We start from the raw sequence: 19716 nt of genomic DNA on the forward strand, positions 1-19716 counted from the left end.
GATCATAATATAATGAATAAAGTGTCCGAAAATCGAACATATAGTTTAAATATACCACAAATGTTATGGGATGGACTGTCCGAAAACTGGTTAATGAAAGAACTAGGTGATATACATTGGAAAATGATATCAGAAGGACTGAAAACAGAGTCTGATAAATTGGTTGACAGTAATGGAAATAGGTTGTATGCTAGCTTTGTTCGAATAAAGTGGGAGTCTAATAGTTGCCTGGGAGAATTCAGTGAAAACGAAGAAGTAGAGATTAATAGTTATCTGTCAAAGTATGGTAACAAGATGTTTTTTAGTAATGGCCAGGTGACCGGGCTAAATAAAAAAATGAAGACAGAATTAATGTCCGTTTTTTCTTCTCGAAATTCGGGAAATAATCAAAAATTGATAAAAGGAACACCTCTAAGCGTAGAACATAAAAATATTTCAGATCACAATAAACTTCCTAAAGTTGCCAAAGACTTTTTTAAAGTAAAATCTTGTTTTTTTCAACCTGAAAAAGAAGAAAGTAACGATATAAAAGAAATCATTCTTAATGATAGCTTATTTGATATCTATGCAGATGTAAAACCCTTATTTCAAAAAAAATACCAAATTGATTCTTATGATGATATCAACGGTGTTGGTCTTTTATATTTTGCATCTTACCCAAAAATAAGTGATAAATGTGAATTGAGTTTTTTTCAGGAAAAATACATTGGAGAAATCGAAAACTATAATTGGGCCAAAGATAGTTCTACTATCGCGAGAGATATACACTACTATGGAAATGCAAATGCAAATGAAGAATTGGTGTATAGTTTAGAAAACTTTTCTTACCTGGATAACAATACAATTAAACTAAGTTCTTCTTTAATAAGAGAAAAGGATGGAGTGTTAATAGCAAAGATATTTACGATTAAAAAGCTATCAGAACCGTTAGAAATTGCAAGTGCTTGGATTAGAGGTGAAAAGGAAGGCGAAACGAAACCTTTCTTAGAAACAAATACACCAAATATAAATACTACTAAATCTCCTGATAATTCTCCAATACTTAACCAAAATTTCAAAGGTAATAGCGATTTAAGCGAAGAACAGCTATGTGAAACTATAATCAACTTTTTTTCTAAAATTTTAGAAAATAACGAGATTGCTATCCATACAGATTTAAGGAGATTTGGAGTTGAATCCATTGTATATACAGAACTTTCAGAACATCTTAACATAGAGTATGGTTTCCAAAGTAATCCAAGCACATTTTATGGACTATTTACAGTGAAAGAAATTGCATCTTTTTTGCTATCGACATACAATACCGTACCTAATCTGAAAAAAGATAATGAAGTAGTAAAAGATAAGGAAAACTCTGTGGGTTCTGATGATATTGCTATCATAGGACTTTCATTAAAAATGCCAGGAGCAAATACTAAAGAAGAATTTTGGGAAAATTTAGTGAATGGAAATTCTTGCATCACAACTACTCCAAAAGATAGATGGGATTGGCCAGAAGATATTGATATACACGGAATTCATAAAGGAATTAATTACGGAGGCTACATAAAAGATGTAGATAAATTTGATGCATCTTTTTTTGGGATATCCCCAAGAGAAGTAAAAATGATAGATCCACAGCAAAGAATTCTTCTTGAACTCACATGGGAACTCATAGAAAGTTCTGGATACAAACCTTCGGTATTAAAAAAGAGTAAAACAGGTGTTTTTATTGGAGCTAGCGGGAGCGACTATGAGACTCTACTACATAAAAACCCTAAACTTCAAGAGTTTTCTGCGACAGGAACGGCAATGGCACTGCTCTCAAACCGGATTTCATATTTTTATGATTTTGATGGCCCTAGTTTAACAATAGACACGGCTTGCTCTTCATCGTTGGTTGCCATAAATAATGCGATTGCTTCAATCAAACAAAATGAATGTGAACAAGCTATAGTAGGAGGGATACACCTCATGTGCGAACCTACAAAGAGTATTGCTTACAAAGAATCCAATATGTTAAGTATTGATGGTAAGTGTTACACTTTTGATGAAAGAGCCAATGGATATGTAAGAGGAGAAGGAGCCGTAATGTTCCTTTTAAAACCTTTGAAAAAAGCAATTGCCGATAATGATAATGTGTTGGCCTTAATTAAAAGTACAGCCGTAAATCATGGAGGCTATTCTGGTGGGGTAACTGTACCTAACCCAAACAAACAAAAACAACTTATTGAAGAAGCATATACAAAAGCCAATATCGGTATACAGGATGTTTCGTATATAGAAGCACATGGCACAGGTACAAGCTTAGGAGATCCAATAGAAGTATTGGGTTTAACCAAAGCTTTTCAAGCATTACAAGATGAAAAAAATGAAAATCTTACTCCCTGGTGCTGGATAGGATCAATAAAAACAAATATTGGTCATTTAGAAGCAGCATCCGGAATTGCCGGACTACTAAAGGTAACTATGGCAATGAAATATAATTATCTGCCCGCTAGTCAAAATTTCAAAAACATAAACAGTAAAATTGAAATTGAAAATAAACCTTTTCGTATTCTGGAAAATGGAACCGAATGGCTGCCAAATAACGATCAAAATACTCTTATTGCTGGAGTAAGTAGTTTTGGGATAGGAGGTGCTAATGCTCATGTAGTTTTAGAATCTTATAAGGAAGATGAGGTAGAGAACACTTCAGGAATCGAAGGGCCATACTTATTTATATTATCTGCAAGACGTGAAGAAATACTGAAAGATTATGTAAAAAAAATACTGAGTTATATAAATCAAAATTCTTCGGTAACTCCTTATCAATTATCATATACCCTACAAGCTACCAAAGAGGAGATGGAACATAGGTTAGCTTTTGTATATAATACTATCGAAGATCTCAAAGCATATTTGGTAAATTTTATAGAAGGGTCTTACCTACAAAACACCTATGTAGGTAGCATAAAAAAATCAAAACTAAACCAATTAGATCATAATAAAATCATTGTCGATAGTCTTAATTTGAGGGATATAGCAGAACAATGGTGTCAAGGTAGTACCATAAAATGGGAAGAGCTGTATCCAATCAAACCTAAAACCTTAGAAATTCCGACATATCCTTTTGACCACAAAAAGGGATATTGGGTTTCTTATACAAAACAGCAAGACCTTGATGAAAAATATCCTCAAATAACCACACAAAAAGTACAAGAAGAAGTAAAAATCAAAACTTCCAACATTTCGGAAGAACTCTCTATTCCTTCACAGATTTTAAAGAAGACAGAGAAAGAGGTTTCATTAGTTCAAGATTTTAATAAGGAGACCCTGTCAAAACCTATTAATATCCCATTAATGCCTCCAGGGCAAATAAAAATGGAAGAGATAGAACAGGTCGTGGACCAAAAAATACAGTTCACCCTTTCGGATACATTAGAGGAGGCTCTGAAGGAAAACCATACTATAAATAACCTTTCTTACATAAAACTGTTTGATCAAGGTAATGGTACTTATTCTCTGGAGATAAATGCTGACAGAAATAACACTCTTTCGAGTGAATTAGTGGTAGAGCTGATACATAGTCTGGAGTATGTAAAACAACTACCAGAGCTAAAAGTATTGTTGCTCCGAGGTAATGGAAATACTTTTCTTCAAGGAGGGCGCGAAGCATATAACGAATCGGTAGTGCAAGGTCTTTATCGTTCCATAGCTTATTTTCCCTATCCAATAATAGCAGAGATGCAAGGGGATGCCATAGGTAGTGGTTTCCTGTTGGGCGCACTGTGTGATTTTATGGTATGCAGCCAGGAAGCCAAATATTCCTATACAGATTATGACAAAGGACCGTTACCTACATTAGAAGAAGAATTGCTTTTCAGAGAGCGTTTTGGAGAAGTTTTCGCAAGAGATTTCCTATATCAATCAGGGGTGTCAACAGGATATGAGTTAGAGGAAAGAGGCTGGAGTATTCCGATCGCCCCTTCCGAAGAGGTAAGAGTTTGTACAGAAAAACTTGCTCAGTCCCTATGTGGCAAACCACAGATTTCTCTTCATCTTCTAAAGGAACACTTAGGGCGAAATATTTTAAGGCTAACAGATGGATTAAGTGTAGTTGAATCATTGAAGATAAAAGACACTACAACTTCAGCCTCATCCAAGGTCTTTTCCCGTTCGAAGTATATAACAGTTGAAACAGATAAGGATCAGATACTGGTAATCAGGATACATACGGGAGAGAAAAAATACCGATTAAAAACCCTTGTGTCGGGTCTTGGTGATATTCTTGGTCAGGTTAAGAAGGAAAGGTGCCATAAAGCGATCGTACTTACCAGTGATGATGAAGGTTTCCTTAGAGTATCGGATGTATCTGGATCGGTAAGAGAAATTCTAGAGTTCCAACGGTTGCTCATAGAATCACCAATCCCCGTAATATCGGCAATAAGGAAAAATGCAAAAGATATAGGTTGGCTGATTGCTCAATCGTGTGATGTGTGTATTTACCAAACAGAGGGAGACTATTCGGCTTCGAGCCTTTTAGGGATACCAGAATTATCAAGACGGGCAGGATATATATTCGAAGATCGATTGGGATCTTATGTATGCCAGGAAGTATTGCTGTCAAACAAGATATATAGAGGTATTGAGCTTCAGAAGCAAGTGGGAGGGGCATTATTAGTATCCAAGGATCCCTTTTCATCAGCTATGGAATTGGCGACCCTATGGAGTTTCCTTTCAATAGAAGCTATAAGACAATGGAAGAAGGATAGAGTAGTAGCAACCCTTGAAGAGATAGATCAATTACCGTTGTGGCGAGAAACTGAAGAACATGTCAAGACTTCTTTACCACAGGAACCTACAAAGATTCAACTAAAGTCCGAAGTTATACGGGCCACGGTATACCAGGAAGGGATAGTAGAGGTAAGGATGGAGGACCGGGAGGCGAAGAATATGTTTTCTGATGCCTTCATAGATGGTATCACAGAGATATTCGAGCATATAGCAGAATCTTCGGCCTATAAAGTAGTGATATTGACAGGATATGATAATTATTTCATTTCAGGAGGAACCAAAGAAATGTTACTGGATATCCAAGAGGGTAAAATTAAATTTACTGATGCCAAAATATACCATTTGGCACTTAAATGTAAGATCCCAGTGATAGGCGCTATGCAGGGTCATGGGATCGGTGCGGGTTGGTCGATGGGAATGTTTTGTGATTTTCCATTGTTCAGTGAAGGAGGGCATTATGTGAGTCCTTATATGAACTATGGGTTTACTCCCGGAGCGGGATCGACTCTGATTTTTCCTGAGAGAATAGGATATGACCTGGCAAGAGATACCTTGTTGACAGGAGTGGAGTACTCGGGTCAAGAGTTAAAGGAAAAAGGACTGCCTCTGCCGGTTTTACCCCGTAAAGAGGTTTTTTCTGCTGCGCTTACTCTTGCCAAGCAGCTGGTAGGTAATTCCCGAGATAGTTTAATAGCTCTTAAGGATCAGTTGACCGATAAGTTAAGAATCCGTTTGGAAGAAACATACAGTCTGGAACTGGCCATGCACGAAAAAACATTTGTTGGCCGTTCTGATACTTTAGAACGTATTGAAAACAATTTTAATACTACCAAAGAAGATACAATGGATCAGGCAATCCAAGCAGAAGGATCGATTCCTTCTGGATTCCATAACATATCTCAGGATACAGATGTGTTGTCTATGATCTTGGCAAGTCTCAAAAAACTATTGGCCCAAGAATTACACATGGAGGAGGGAGAGATTGATGAAGATACTCCATTTATTGATCTTGGTCTGGATTCTATTATTGGTGTAACCTGGATACGAAAGATCAATGAAAAATATAAGATTTCTATTAATGCAACCAAAATTTATAGTTATCCAAATCTGAAGCAATTTAGCAGTTATGTAAAAGTAGAAGCAGAAAAAGAAGGAATATTACCTGTTCAGGAGGTTCTGGAAAAACAAACTAATCATGTCAATAATCCTATAGAATTACAAAGTATAAACGCTTCATTGCTAACATTAGAAAAACCTATTTCTGAGTACAATTTATCAACACAGAAACCAACTGTACCTGTAGAAGACCAATCAAAATCTATTGCAGTCATTGGTATGGCAGGTCGGTTTCCTAAAGCCAAAGATGTAGAAGCATTTTGGCAGAATATAGCTCAGGGTAAAAATTGCATTAATGAAATATCTAAAGAACGATGGGATATTGATAAATACTATCAGGAAGGAGATACAGCCCCAGAAAAGACCTATAGCAAATGGATGGGGGCATTAGAAGAATATGATCTTTTTGATCCCTTATTTTTTAATATATCACCCTCGGAAGCAGAGCATATGGATCCGCAACAGAGACTGTTTTTGCAGACCTGTTGGCATGCCATAGAATATGCAGGTTATAATGCCGAATCATTGGCTAATAGCAAATGCGGTGTATTTGTAGGCTGTGGTCAGGGAGATTATCATCTGTTATCAAAGAATCTAAGAACAAGTGCTTATGGTTTTACAGGTGGAGATAATTCTATACTGGCTGCACGTATATCTTATTTCCTAAACTTACAGGGACCTTGTTTAACCATTGATACAGCTTGTTCATCCTCATTGGTGGCCATTGCCAACGCCTGTGATTCCTTAATTCTTGGTCAAAGTGATCTCATGCTGGCAGGAGGAGTTTATGTTGGTGTTGGTTCTGATATGCATGTCAAAACTTCACAAATGGGGATGCTATCACCAGAGGGAACATGCTATACTTTTGATCAACGAGCCAATGGATTTGTACCTGGTGAAGGGGTTGGAGTGGTTATGTTAAAAAGACTGGAAGATGCAGAAAGAGATAAAGACAATATTCTTGGGGTTATTCAAGGGTGGGGTACTAACCAAGATGGCAAGACCAACGGAATCACAGCTCCAAATACAGAAGCTCAATCTAAGTTGCAACAAGAAGTTTATGATAAATATAATATCGACCCATCTTCCATTCAGTTAGTTGAAGCCCATGGAACAGGAACAAAATTAGGAGATCCGATTGAAGTAGAGGCCTTGGTAGAATCTTTTAAAAAATATACTCCAGAAAAGGAGTACTGTGCACTGGGGTCGGTAAAAAGTAATATAGGTCATTGCTTAATGGCGGCTGGTGTAGCGGGTATGATTAAGCTTCTGATGTCATTAAAATATAAGAAACTACCTCCAACTATTAATTTTGAAAAATTGAACGAACACATCGGTTTAGAAAACAGTCCGTTCTATATTAATACAAAATTGAAAGATTGGGAGATCGAGGGAACTCAAAAACGTCAGGCCGCTATCAGTTCCTTTGGTTTTAGTGGGACCAATGCTCATATGGTTATAGGAGAGTACTCGTCATCGTTAGATAGAAATATCAAAGATTCTGATGGCGTTCTAAATAATGATTGTGTTTTCCTTTTATCTGCCAAAACCGAGGAACAATTGAAGCAAAAGGCTATTGATCTGTTGACTTATATTGATAAAGAGAGACAATCTCTTGATATGGTTCAAGTATCATATACGCTACAGGTAGGAAGAATGGAGATGGAACAGCGCCTGGGATTTGTAGCTAATACTACAGATCAATTAATAAAAAAATTGAAAACGTATATAGAAGGTAAAAAACACGTTCAAGACGTATTTCTGGGAGAAGCAAAACGTAATAAAGCCACTATTTCCTTATTTTCTAATGATACGGATTTACAAGAAACAGTTGATAAATGGATTCAACAGAAAAAACTTTCTAATCTTATCAGTTTATGGGTTCAAGGGCATGATCTGGATTGGAATAAATTGTATGGAGAGGACAAACCTCTTAGGACAAATTTACCGGTTTATCCTTTCGCTAAAGAGCGATATTGGTTTAATGAAGAAGTTAGTGATTTCTCATCGCCAAAAGTTTCTGAAACGATAATACATCCTTTGCTGCATCAGAATACATCTATGATTCATCAGCAACGTTATAGTTCAATATTTACCGGTAGAGAATCATTTTTAAATTATGATCAACAAACTGGGGTAAAATTCATAACAGAATTAGCAAGTTTAGAAATGGCTCGTGCAGCTATTGAACACTCATTACAGACAGAGTCAAGTATAGAGCTAAATAATATAGTATGGTCGGACCCTATGATTGCTGATCCCAATACAGAATTTACTATTTCTTTATATGAAAAAGACAACGTTTATATTGATTTTGAAATATGTAGTAATGCAGGAAACGAAGAAATAATCCATTGCCAGGGAGTAGCGCGCATTAACAATTCATCAGTATCAAGTCAAAAAGACATAGAGTGGCTTAAAGGACAGATGATGCAAATTAAAAAGAGTATAACTCATTCAGAAATTATAGATATATATCAGAAAGAGTATCAATCATTGATCCAATTAAGTTTGTCGGATCATACCCTTAGTAATCAAAAAGGTTTTGTGATATACCCTGCGATCATAGAACATATATTAAAAGGTGTTGATTTTTTTGAAAATAAACATAAGAGATTAATTCCTTTGAATTTGGGGTCGATACAAGTAGTATCACCTTGTACACAAAACATGCATATATGGACTCGTTTTTCAAAAAACCATCAATCAGGAGATGAAAATTTCAACTTGGATATAGATCTGTATGATGACCAAGGCAGTGTTTGTACACAAATTAGAGAGTTATCACTTGGTAGTGATAATCAAACAAGAATAGAAGCATTTACTAATGTTAATGAAAATATAACCAACAAAGAACTGTTTCAACCACAAGAAACAACACAAACATTATTTTATAGAGAATATTGGCAAGATCAACCAGATATCAATATAGAGGCAGGATCGGATGATCAACAGACCATTATTTTTACGGATAAGGATTTTCGTGAAAAATTGGTAATTGAAACAGAGAATCTGTTGTCCAAAGCTATTATGGTCGAGCAGGCTGATAGTTTTCGGCAAGTGACACCTAAGTTATATCATTGTCATCCAACTAACCAAGGTGATATAGGTAAAATACTTAATCAAGTTACTGATGAAGAGAGTAAACCTGTTCGTATCATATATACTTGGGCAAAAGATCAGGGTGAAACAAGTGTTCACATGTTATTTGATTTGTTTAAAACTATTAAATCATCTATATCTTCAGTAACTCACGTGACACTGGTCGGATATTATAATCCTTCAGAAGTTAATACTTGTTGGGATTACTCTTGGATTGGTTTTGAACGATCATTAAAATTACTTCTACCAAATATTCAAGTATCATTACTTTATACAGACATACCTTCCTGTACATCTAAACAATTGTTAGATGCATCACAACGGAATGGAGTATTATGGTATAAGGATAAGAAAAGACATATACTATCAATACAATCATGTAAAACCGATAAAACAGACAAAGAATCTGTACTGAAACAAAATGGAAGTTATTTAATTACAGGTGGTTGTGGTAGTTTGGGTTTACAGTTTGCTTATTACCTGGCGAAAAATTATAATGCTAATCTTATATTGGTAGGTAGGCGTCAGATAACCTCTGATATCGAAGAGCAAATTAAGAGTTTAAAAGAAACGGGTACCGGAGAAGTATACTATACATCTGTTGACGTTAGTGACAGAAAGGGAATATTAGCTTTGAAGTCTGATCTGCCTTTTAACCTTTCTGGTATTATTCATGCGGCAGGAGTAGAATCCTCAGAACCTTTTAACAATAGATCAACAGAGGATATCAATACAGTACTTCATCCTAAAACTATTGGTTCTATATTATTAGATGAGATATTTAATGAACCTTCATTAGATTTCATTTGCTACTTTTCATCAGTATCGGCTTTACTTGGTGATTTTGGTTCTTGTGATTATGCAGTAGCTAGCCGTTTCCAAATGGCTTATAGCCAATATCGTGAACAAAAAGAGCAACGTAATGGGAAAACAGTTGTCATCAACTGGCCACTATGGCAAGAAGGCAATATGGGTACAAGTGATAAGGAACAAACTTCCTTTTATTTGAAAAGCAGTGGTCAGGAACCATTACAAACATCACAAGGTATAGACCTTTGGCATGACCTTTTAAAGTCAGATATGACGCAAACACTCGTGATACTGGGAAAACCATCCCGTCTTGAGCAGACATTGAATCGATTATATCAGGTTAGGCAGCCAATTAATGTAGAAAGCGTTCCTGGACAAACAAAATACAACGAGGATAAAGTACGGAAATTTCAATACCAAGGACTTTCAGTGAAGGAATGTATCATTTCCGACTTAAAGCAACAGATTTCTGGATTGACTAAAATCAAAAAAACAGAACTAAGTACTACTAAGAATTTAACAGAATATGGTTTTGACTCTATTAGCCTAAGTAAATTTGCTAAAAGACTGACAGCTTATTTTGGATTGGAAATAACGCCAGCAATATTTTTTAGTGCTACTACTATTAGTAAGTTGGGAGAGTATTTTCTGCAGGAGCATGCTATACACATAGAAAGTTTTTACAGCCAGACTAAAGTTGTTAATGAAACTGATAAAGGAAAAATTACTACAACTAAATTAGAAAGTGTTAAGCCGGATCTTAATCGTCGTTTTAGACCTCGATTTAATTCTAAACTGCCAGTCGTAAATCAGGAACCTATCGCAATTGTGGGTATGTCTGGGCGTTTTCCTCAGGCTGAAACGGTAGATCAATTTTGGACATTGCTTGCAGAAGGTAAAGATGCGATTACCGAAATACCTTCTAACAGATGGAACTGGCATGATTATTTTACCACTCCAGGTGATGCCAACAATAAAATGATTACTAATAAAGGAGGTTTTATTCATGGTATGGATGAGTTTGATCCGTTGTTTTTTGAAATTTCCCCTCGTGAGGCTGAGCAAATGGATCCTGCCGAACGCTTACTTCTAATGGAAACCTATAAAGCTATAGAAGATGCAAGAATATCTCCAAATGATATCAGAGGTGAAAAAGTAGGTGTTTTTGTTGGAATGGAAGAAAGTCAATACGATCAAATCACAGGGCGGCAAGGCATTACTACCAGTGGTAATGCCATGATAAGTTCTAGACTTTCTTACTTTCTTGATTTACATGGACCGGCTATTGCTACAAATACAGCGTGCTCATCAGGATTGGTAGCCTTACATCAAGCTGTGTCAAGTCTGCGTCAAGGAGAATGTAAATCAGCAATAGTAGCGGGTATTTCACTGCTCCTTTCACCAGAAAATTACATGATGATGAGTAAGGCAGGTATGCTATCAGAAGATGGTCATTGTTACTCTTTCTCAAAAAATGCTAATGGTATTGGAGTGGGAGAATCTGTTGTAGTACTTATGCTGAAACCATTATCAGAAGCTATTGCAGAAGGTGATTCAATATATGGAACAGTCAAAGCTAGTGGTATTAATTTCGATGGTAAAACCAATGGAGTTACTGCACCTAATGGAGACAGACAATCTGAATTAATAGAAAAGGTTTACAAAGATTACCAAATTGATACCAATGATCTATCATATATCGTCACCCATGGTACAGGTACCAAACTTGGTGATCCTGTTGAGATAAATGCTTTGATTAAAGCTTTTAAAAAACTAAATAGTAACAAGCAATCCCAGATAAAGCAAGAACATTGTGCTTTGACGAGTTGTAAGAGTAATGTGGGACATACATTGGCAGCCTCTGGGTTAGTTAGTGTGGTTAATTTAGTAAAAGCCATGCAATACCGTCAAATTCCTGGAAGTTTAAACTGCAAAGAGGAAAATGATTATATCACCAGAAATGAAAATCCATTTTTTATAAATAAAGAAACCTGTGAATGGACTAAGGAGGAAGGCAAACCATACCTGGGAGCCGTAAGTTCCTTTGGACGAAGTGGAACCAACGCTCATGTCGTTATTGAAGAGTATCAGGAACTGATAGAAAATATAGATTCGATTCCTCGAACGACTCAAAATGAAAAAGTAATGATTCTTCTTTCCGCAAGAACCGAAGAACAGTTACAACAAAGAACTCGTGATTTGCTAGATTTTATTGTATCACCATCTCAAAAGACTGTTGATGTACAAGAATTAGGATATAGTCTTCAGGTATGTAGAGAAGAGTTTGAAGAACGCCTTGGATTTATAGTAGGATCAGTCACCCAATTGGCCGAAAAACTTCAAGATTATCTTGATGATGTTGAGGACATTGAAGATACTTATAGAGGTAAAGCAAAGCGCAATCAGGAAGATATTAGGATTATCAATGATGATGATGACATGAAAGAGGCGATTGATAAATGGATTATCCGTAAGAAACTACCCAAATTACTTGAGTTGTGGGTTAAAGGCTTGACGATAGACTGGAAAAAATTCTATGGAGATAATAAACCCAAACGTATTGCTTTACCTACTTATCCATTTGCTCAAGATCGTTATTGGGTAAATACAATACCGAAAGATCAATCAGGAAGTAGCTTACATAAACTACACCCATTAGTACATCAAAATACTTCCAATCTTATTCAGCAAAGTTATAGTTCAACTTTTAGAGGAAATGAATTCTTTTTAAAAGATTATCAATATCAGGGGCATACAGCATTACCGACTAGTATTTATTTAGAAATGGCAAGAGCTGCTGTTAAAATGGCTTTACCTATAACAGAAGAATCACTAATTATTGAAATGCACCATTTAGAATGGATAGAACCATGCATTGTTAATAAGGATAAAAATATTAAGATCGTTTTATCTCCACCGAATGAAAATCAAATCAGTTACGAAATTTTTAGCCAAGAGGTTGGTGCAGAAATATGTCATTTTAAAGGTAATGCAGTTTTTAGTGTAACATCTAATACTTCAAAATTGGATGTGCAAGGTTTGATGAGACAAATGGGAGAAGATTCTGTAGAAATATCTGATCTCTATACTACTCTAAACAATATTGGTATAAGTTATGGGCAATCTTTTCAGGCACTAAAATCTATATATCAAGGAAATAACCAATTGTTGACTAGGTGTGAAATACCACCTATAAGTCAAGGCAATTATGTGCTACATCCCAGTATCATAGATAGTATATTACAGGCAAGTGTCGTGTTAATTGGAAGTGTAGAACCATTGATCCCAGTAGCTTTGGATTCATTAACTGTTGTGTCAGCTTGTGTCGAAGAAATGTTTGCTTGGGTACGATTATCACAAGAAACTCAACCCGATGACAAGCAAATTAAACTGGACATTGACCTGTGTGATCAACAGGGGAATGTAGCTATAACTATGAGAGGTTTGGAACTAGTGGTTCCTTCACAAATAAAATCAAAAGGAACCACTATAGAAACAACTCAATTATGGGATGGAGTAAGTTATCAGACCAAATGGGAAGTACAACCTGTAGTATCAAAAAATACTACTGTAACTCATAAAACAGTATTAATTGTTTGTAGTGGATCGACCTTAGGGCTTGAAAAGGAAATTCTGCACTATTATGATCAGAATAATACAAAGTCCCTTCTTGTTAGAATGGCAAATAAAACAAAGCAGGTATCCGACAAGGAGTGGCTATGTGGTACAGACGACCCTGAAGGATTTCAAAGTTGTTTGAAGAATATCGATGAAATAGATGCGTTGTATTTTCTTTCTATGCAAGATGAATTCTCTAATTCGTTAAGTTTAAATAAATTGGAGTATAGTCATAAAAGCAATGAAATTCAATTTTCACGTCTTGTTAAAGTTCTTAAGCAAAACAATAAGGTAAAAGAGAACATTGAATCTTATGTATTAACACTGGATACTCACTCTATTCATGAAGAACCAAATCAATATGGGGGAGCTGGTATTACAGGTTTGGCGTATTCACTTGCTCAAGGGAGTTATCAATTCCGTGTTAGAAACATTGATTTGTCCTCAGAGGATCTAAAAACAATAGATGGTCGTAAGAAAGTATTAGAGATTATACTTCAAGAACCTTCTACAGATAGAGGAGAAGTGTTTAAAGTTCGATCAGGAAAGAGGTATCGTCAAACATTATATAAATTAAACTGGAACACTCCGGTTAATTCTGCTATTCGCCAAAATGGCGTTTATCTTATCGTAGGCGGAAGCGGTACTGTTGGTAAAATCATTACACGTAAACTGATCAAAAAATATGGAGCCACAGTTGTATGGATAGGAAGAAGTGAAGTAACCTCAAAGAAGGTTCAGGTGGCGATGGAATTATGTAAAGAATCCGGAGGGAATTTGAAATATATCCAAGCTGATGTTACTCATCAGAATGATTTCGAACAAGCAGTAGCATCCATTACACAAGAATATCATAATATAAATGGAGCCATTTTTGCCGGAATGGTCTTTGATTTTGAAAATTCATTAGATCAAACTACAGAAAAAGAATTCAGATCAATTTTTGATCTGAAAGCCCAGGGAAGCTCAGTATTCTATACAGCTCTGAAAAAGGAACCTCTCGATTTTATGTGTTATTTCTCCTCGGGACAGGCCTATTCTTTTTCTGGAGCAGCTAAACTTTCTGCATATGCGAGCGGAATTACGTATGCCGATAGCTTTGTTCACTCAATTCGAAAGCAATCAGATTTTCCTGTTGGAATTATAAATTGGGGATTCTGGAAATCTTCAATTGAAACTATTGCAGAACGTAATGAAGATATTTCAACCGGGAATTTCGAAGCCCTGGAGGACAATGAAGGATTTAAATGCTTCGAACAATTCGTTAGTGAACTTATGCAAGGAAGGGTTCATCAGGTTTTATGTATGAAAACGTCACAACATATTGAAACATTGATGAATTGCAATAAAGAAGAATTAATATCCTTAACAAGAATACCAGATTCATCTTCAATAATAGTATCAGAATCTACAATCGAGATTCCGCAGGAAAAAATCAAAGAACTGAAACACATTGAAGAGAATAGTAAATTAGAAGATTGGCTTTATCAATTATTGTTTTGTCAAATAGATCAGTTGATAAAGTCCAATAGTGACGAGAAGGTATTGGAAGTATCCACCTTATATAAACAATGTGGGATTTTAAATAAATATATCCCATGGTGGAATACTTGTCTACAAAGGTTGAAACAGAGCGGATATATTCAATATGAAGACAATATCATTACTGAATGGAAAAAAGCAAATACTAAAGAGATTTGGAGTAAATGGAATATAGAAAAAGAGAAATATTTACAAAATCCAGATCGTAAAGCGTGGGTTACACTTGTACATGATTGTTTAGAAAAACTCCCAGAAGTTTTACAAGGCAATGTTTTGGCTACAGACATCATATTTCCTAATTCTTCTATGGATAAAGTAGAAGGAGTATATAAAAACAACCTACAGTCTGATACCTTTAATGAAATTATAGCCAATGCGATAGTAGCATATGTGCATCAAAGATTACAATTAGAGCCTAAGGCTAAATTAAGAATACTTGAAATTGGAGCAGGTACAGGAGGAACTTCAGCTATTGTTTTTTCAAAACTACAGCCTTTTAAGAAGTCCATAGAGAAATATTGCTATACAGACCTTTCAAAAGCATTCTTTTTCCATGCAGAAAAAAATTATGTGCCAGAAAACCCTTACATACACTGTGAGAGGCTTGATATAGAACAACCCGTAGAGGATCAGGATATTGAAATTGGCACTTATGATCTGGTGATTGCCGCTAATGTGTTACATGCTACCAAAGATATACGACGTACTTTACAGAACGCAAAAGCCATTTTGAATCAAAATGGATATTTGCTGATCAATGAATTAAGTACTCCAGCACTCTTTAATCACTTGACATTTGGGTTACTAGACGGATGGTGGCTTTTCAAGGACTCTGATCTTCGTATGCCAGGTAGCCCAGGAGTATTTCCCGCTACTTGGGAACAAGTTCTAAAAGAAGAAGGTTTTCCTTTAGTATTGTTTCCGGCAAAAGAAACACATTTTGTCGGACAACAGATAATTATGGCCCAGAGTAACGGGGTAATTAGGCAAAAAATATCAGTAAAACCGAAAGAGATAACTGCCAAAACTATTCCAAATGTAACCAAAAGTAAGCCTCCTCAGATTCAGAAACAAACAACTGTTTCAATACGAGAGCAAAGCTTAATTTCGAAACCTTCACAAAATATACGGGAACATATTCGTACTAAAATCCTAGATAGTTTATCGGAGACTTTAAAAATTTCCCCTGAAAATATCGATTTGGATATTGCCTTTTCGGATTATGGAATTGATTCAATTCTAGGAGTAAGTTTTATAAATCGAGTCAATGAAGTACTTTCTATTTCACTTAATACTGCTATCATTTTTGAACACTCATCGGTAAATCGTTTGAGTAAACATATAAATAACTCTTATCAGGCACAGATAGAATCCACCCTGGAAATACAACATGATATTTCGGTAACAACAGAGGAGGATCCAGGACAACCTATATATAAAGAAGAGGCAGCTAGTATAGGGAGTGTTTTACCTCCAAACAGATTTGCTTTTAGAACAAATCTGTTTGGAAAACATGATTCCGGAAAAATTGAAGAGAACAGCTCAGAGATTGCTGTGGTTGGAATATCAGGGATGTTCCCAAAAGCAGATAATATTAGTCAATTCTGGCAAAATCTGATACAGGGAGTTGATGGAGTTGATGAACTTCCTGATCGTTACCTGGATCAAAGAAAATACTTCAGTATCGAAAAACAACCAGATAAAACACGATGTAAATGGGGTGGAATAGTTGAAGACAGAGATTGTTTTGATCCTCTGTTCTTTAATATTTCTCCTAAGGAAGCAGAGTCGATGAATCCACATCAACGATTGGTTTTACAGGAAAGTTGGAATGCCATCGAAAATTCGGGATACAATCCAAAAGATCTTTCGGGCTCTCAAACAGGTATCTATATAGGAGCAGAACCTACAGGATACACAGGAGAAACTTTTACAGGCTATTCCGATGCTATTATAGCTTCTCGTTTGTCCTATACTTTAAACCTTAATGGTCCATCCTTTGTAGTTAATACAGGTTGCTCTTCTTCGGCAGTAGCGTTGCATTTGGCATGCGAAAGCTTAAGAAATAAAGAAACAGATTTGGCATTGGCAGGAGGCGTTAATGCATGTTTAGATGAGAACGTACTCATTCGTTTAGATAAGATAGAAATGCTTTCTCCTAATGGTCGTTGTTTCACCTTTGATAAAGAAGCAAACGGAACTATTATCTCTGAAGGTATAGGTATTGTAGTATTGAAACGTTTGGAAGATGCTATTGAATCAGGAGATAAGATTTATGGATTGATATCCGGATCAGGGATTAATCAGGATGGAGCAAGTAATGGAATCACGGCACCTAATGGAGAGGCCCAGGAAAAACTTATTGTAGATGTTTATAAAAAATTCAAAATTGATCCAAAAGAAATCAATTATGTTGAAGCACACGGAACAGGAACAAAATTAGGAGACCCAGTAGAAACGAATGCTTTAGTAAGAGCTTTCCAGAATTTCACAGACAATAAAGGGTTTTGTGCTATTGGTAGTGCTAAATCATATATTGGCCATACAGCTGCTGCCGCCGGAGTTATTGGATTGATCAAAGTATTATTGTCTATGCAACACAATAAGATACCAAAGTTGTTAAACTTCAAAACTATCAACCCTCTAATTGAATTTAAAGAATCTCCTTTTTATATAAATACCGAAGTAGAGGACTGGAAACCGTCTAATAGAGCTAGAATGGCAGCGATTAACTCTTTTGGTCATAGTGGTACTAATGCTCATCTGGTCATTAAAGAATATATTCAACCAAGAAGTAATCCTATTTCCAAAACAAAAAACCTTGTAATAATACCACTTTCGGCCAAAACACATGAGCAGTTGCTGCAAAAGGCCAAAGATCTCTTAGAGTTTATTCAAATAGAGGAAGAAGGAGGATTGCAGTCAACTAGAAATCTTGATTTGGTAGATATGGCTTATACCCTACAGGTGGGTAGGGAAGCTATGGAAGAGCGCTTAAGCTTTATTGTTAATTCGGTAGAAGAACTGGCTCAAAAACTTCAAGTTTATATTGATGGAGAACGTGCAATTGAAAATACCTGGATAGGGAAAGCTAATCGAAATAAGGATATTCACACTCTGTTTAGTAGAGATATTGACTTGCAGGAAATTATTAATAAATGGATAACCAAAAATAAACTATCTAACCTTGCTGACTTATGGGTAAAGGGGCTTGAATTAGATTGGAATAAGTTATATACAGAAGTTAAACCCAATCGTATTCATTTACCATCATATCCATTTGCAAAAGAACGTTACTGGTGTAACATCTCCAAAAGCAACGAGCTAATTAGGGTACCAGAAAGTAGTACTACAACAATTCATCCACTGCTCCATCAAAATACTTCTGACTTAAGTCAGCAAAGCTATACAACCGTTTTTAATGGTGAAGAATTCTTTTTAAAAGATCATCTGGTGGATGGACATAAGATATTACCAGCGGTAGCCTATTTAGAAATGGCTCAGGTTGCCATAAATCAGGCATCACCTGTTCATGGAGAACAATTCATTTTGGAACTGCAAAATACGGTATGGTTAAAACCTGTAGTTGTAGAAAAATATAAAGAGATATCAATAGCTCTATTTGAGAATGAAGAAAAGAGCGGTGCGGTAGAAAAAATAGAATTTGAGATATATAGTCTGAATGATGAAACAGAGGAGCAGAAAGAGACTATACATTGCCAAGGAGAAGCTATATTCAGAAGAAAGGAAATACCTTCCAAACTGAATACTGATCAACTTAGGAAACAGATGAAGCAAACAATAATTGAACCTTCTACTGTTTATAGTTCTTTTAAACAATTTGGGCTTGATTATGGTCCGGCACATCAGGGGATAACTGCCATTTATATGGGAGAAGATCAACTCCTCGCACATCTTAGTTTGCCAGTAGAGAATAAAACCAATCAGAAAGATTTCACTTTACATCCAGGTTTAATGGACAGTGCACTTCAGGCATGTATTGGGTTAATGGTTGATTTTGATGATTTACCATCCCGTCCATTACTCCCTTTCTCGTTAGAAACTATACGAATAATCTCTGCTTGCGTCCCAGAAATGTTTGTCTGGGCACGCTATGCAAAAGATAGTAAACCTGGAGATAAACTCATTAAAATTGATCTTGATCTATGTGATCACGAAGGAAATATTTGTGTACAGATGCATGGGTTTTCATCACGAACTCTGAATAGAGAAACAGGCTTTACTTCTCAAAAAATATCAATTGATGGAACCTATGATGATGATTTTTATAAAAACATAATTGAAAAAGTTCTTAATAATGAAATCTCAATAGAAGCAGCAGCTGAGTTAAATTGATTTTAGACACATGAAACAAGAATTAATAAAAATATATAGAGATATCTCCAGAGGAAAGCTTACCAAGAAAGAAGCACTGGATAAGATCAAAACTATTAAGCTACAAAAACAAGATAAAGCTACGGCTACAGGTGTTTTGTTGGCAAATTCGGTATGGGAACCTATTTCATTAGATATACTTTCTAAAGATCAGATAGAATATACTCAGCAGCATATCATTTTGTGTGAAATATCGGGTGTGGAAGAAAAGGAAATTAAAGCGTTACTTCCAGACTGTAAGATTTTAAGCTTACAATCTGACGATCAGCAGAGTATTGCTGATCGATATGAGCGTTATGCTATATCCTGTTTTGATTATATCCGCAATATACTTTCTAACAAGCCCCAGGGTAAAATACATATTCAAATAGTCATTGG

The 19716-nt window shown here is 35.7% G+C and carries 2 protein-coding genes; both read left to right on the plus strand.

Annotated features, from left to right (window positions below):
• The first annotated feature begins 12 nt into the window (after nt 1-12).
• Nucleotides 13-19299, plus strand: a complete 19287-nt coding sequence (locus DG435_RS25320) for an SDR family NAD(P)-dependent oxidoreductase (RefSeq protein ID WP_106793599.1) — start codon at nt 13-15, stop codon at nt 19297-19299.
• Nucleotides 19300-19309: 10 nt separating this feature from the next.
• The coding region (locus DG435_RS25325; protein WP_159098274.1) for a hypothetical protein at nt 19310-19716 on the plus strand (407 nt) is incomplete at its 3' end.

It is taken from the genome of Aquimarina sp. Aq78, assembly GCF_900299525.1.
GTDB lineage: Bacteria > Bacteroidota > Bacteroidia > Flavobacteriales > Flavobacteriaceae > Aquimarina.

What these genes read in the sequence shown, in the direction of transcription:
- DG435_RS25320 (WP_106793599.1), top strand. Translation starts at nt 13, where the DNA reads ATGAATAAAGTGTCCGAAAATCGAACATATAGTTTAAATATACCACAA.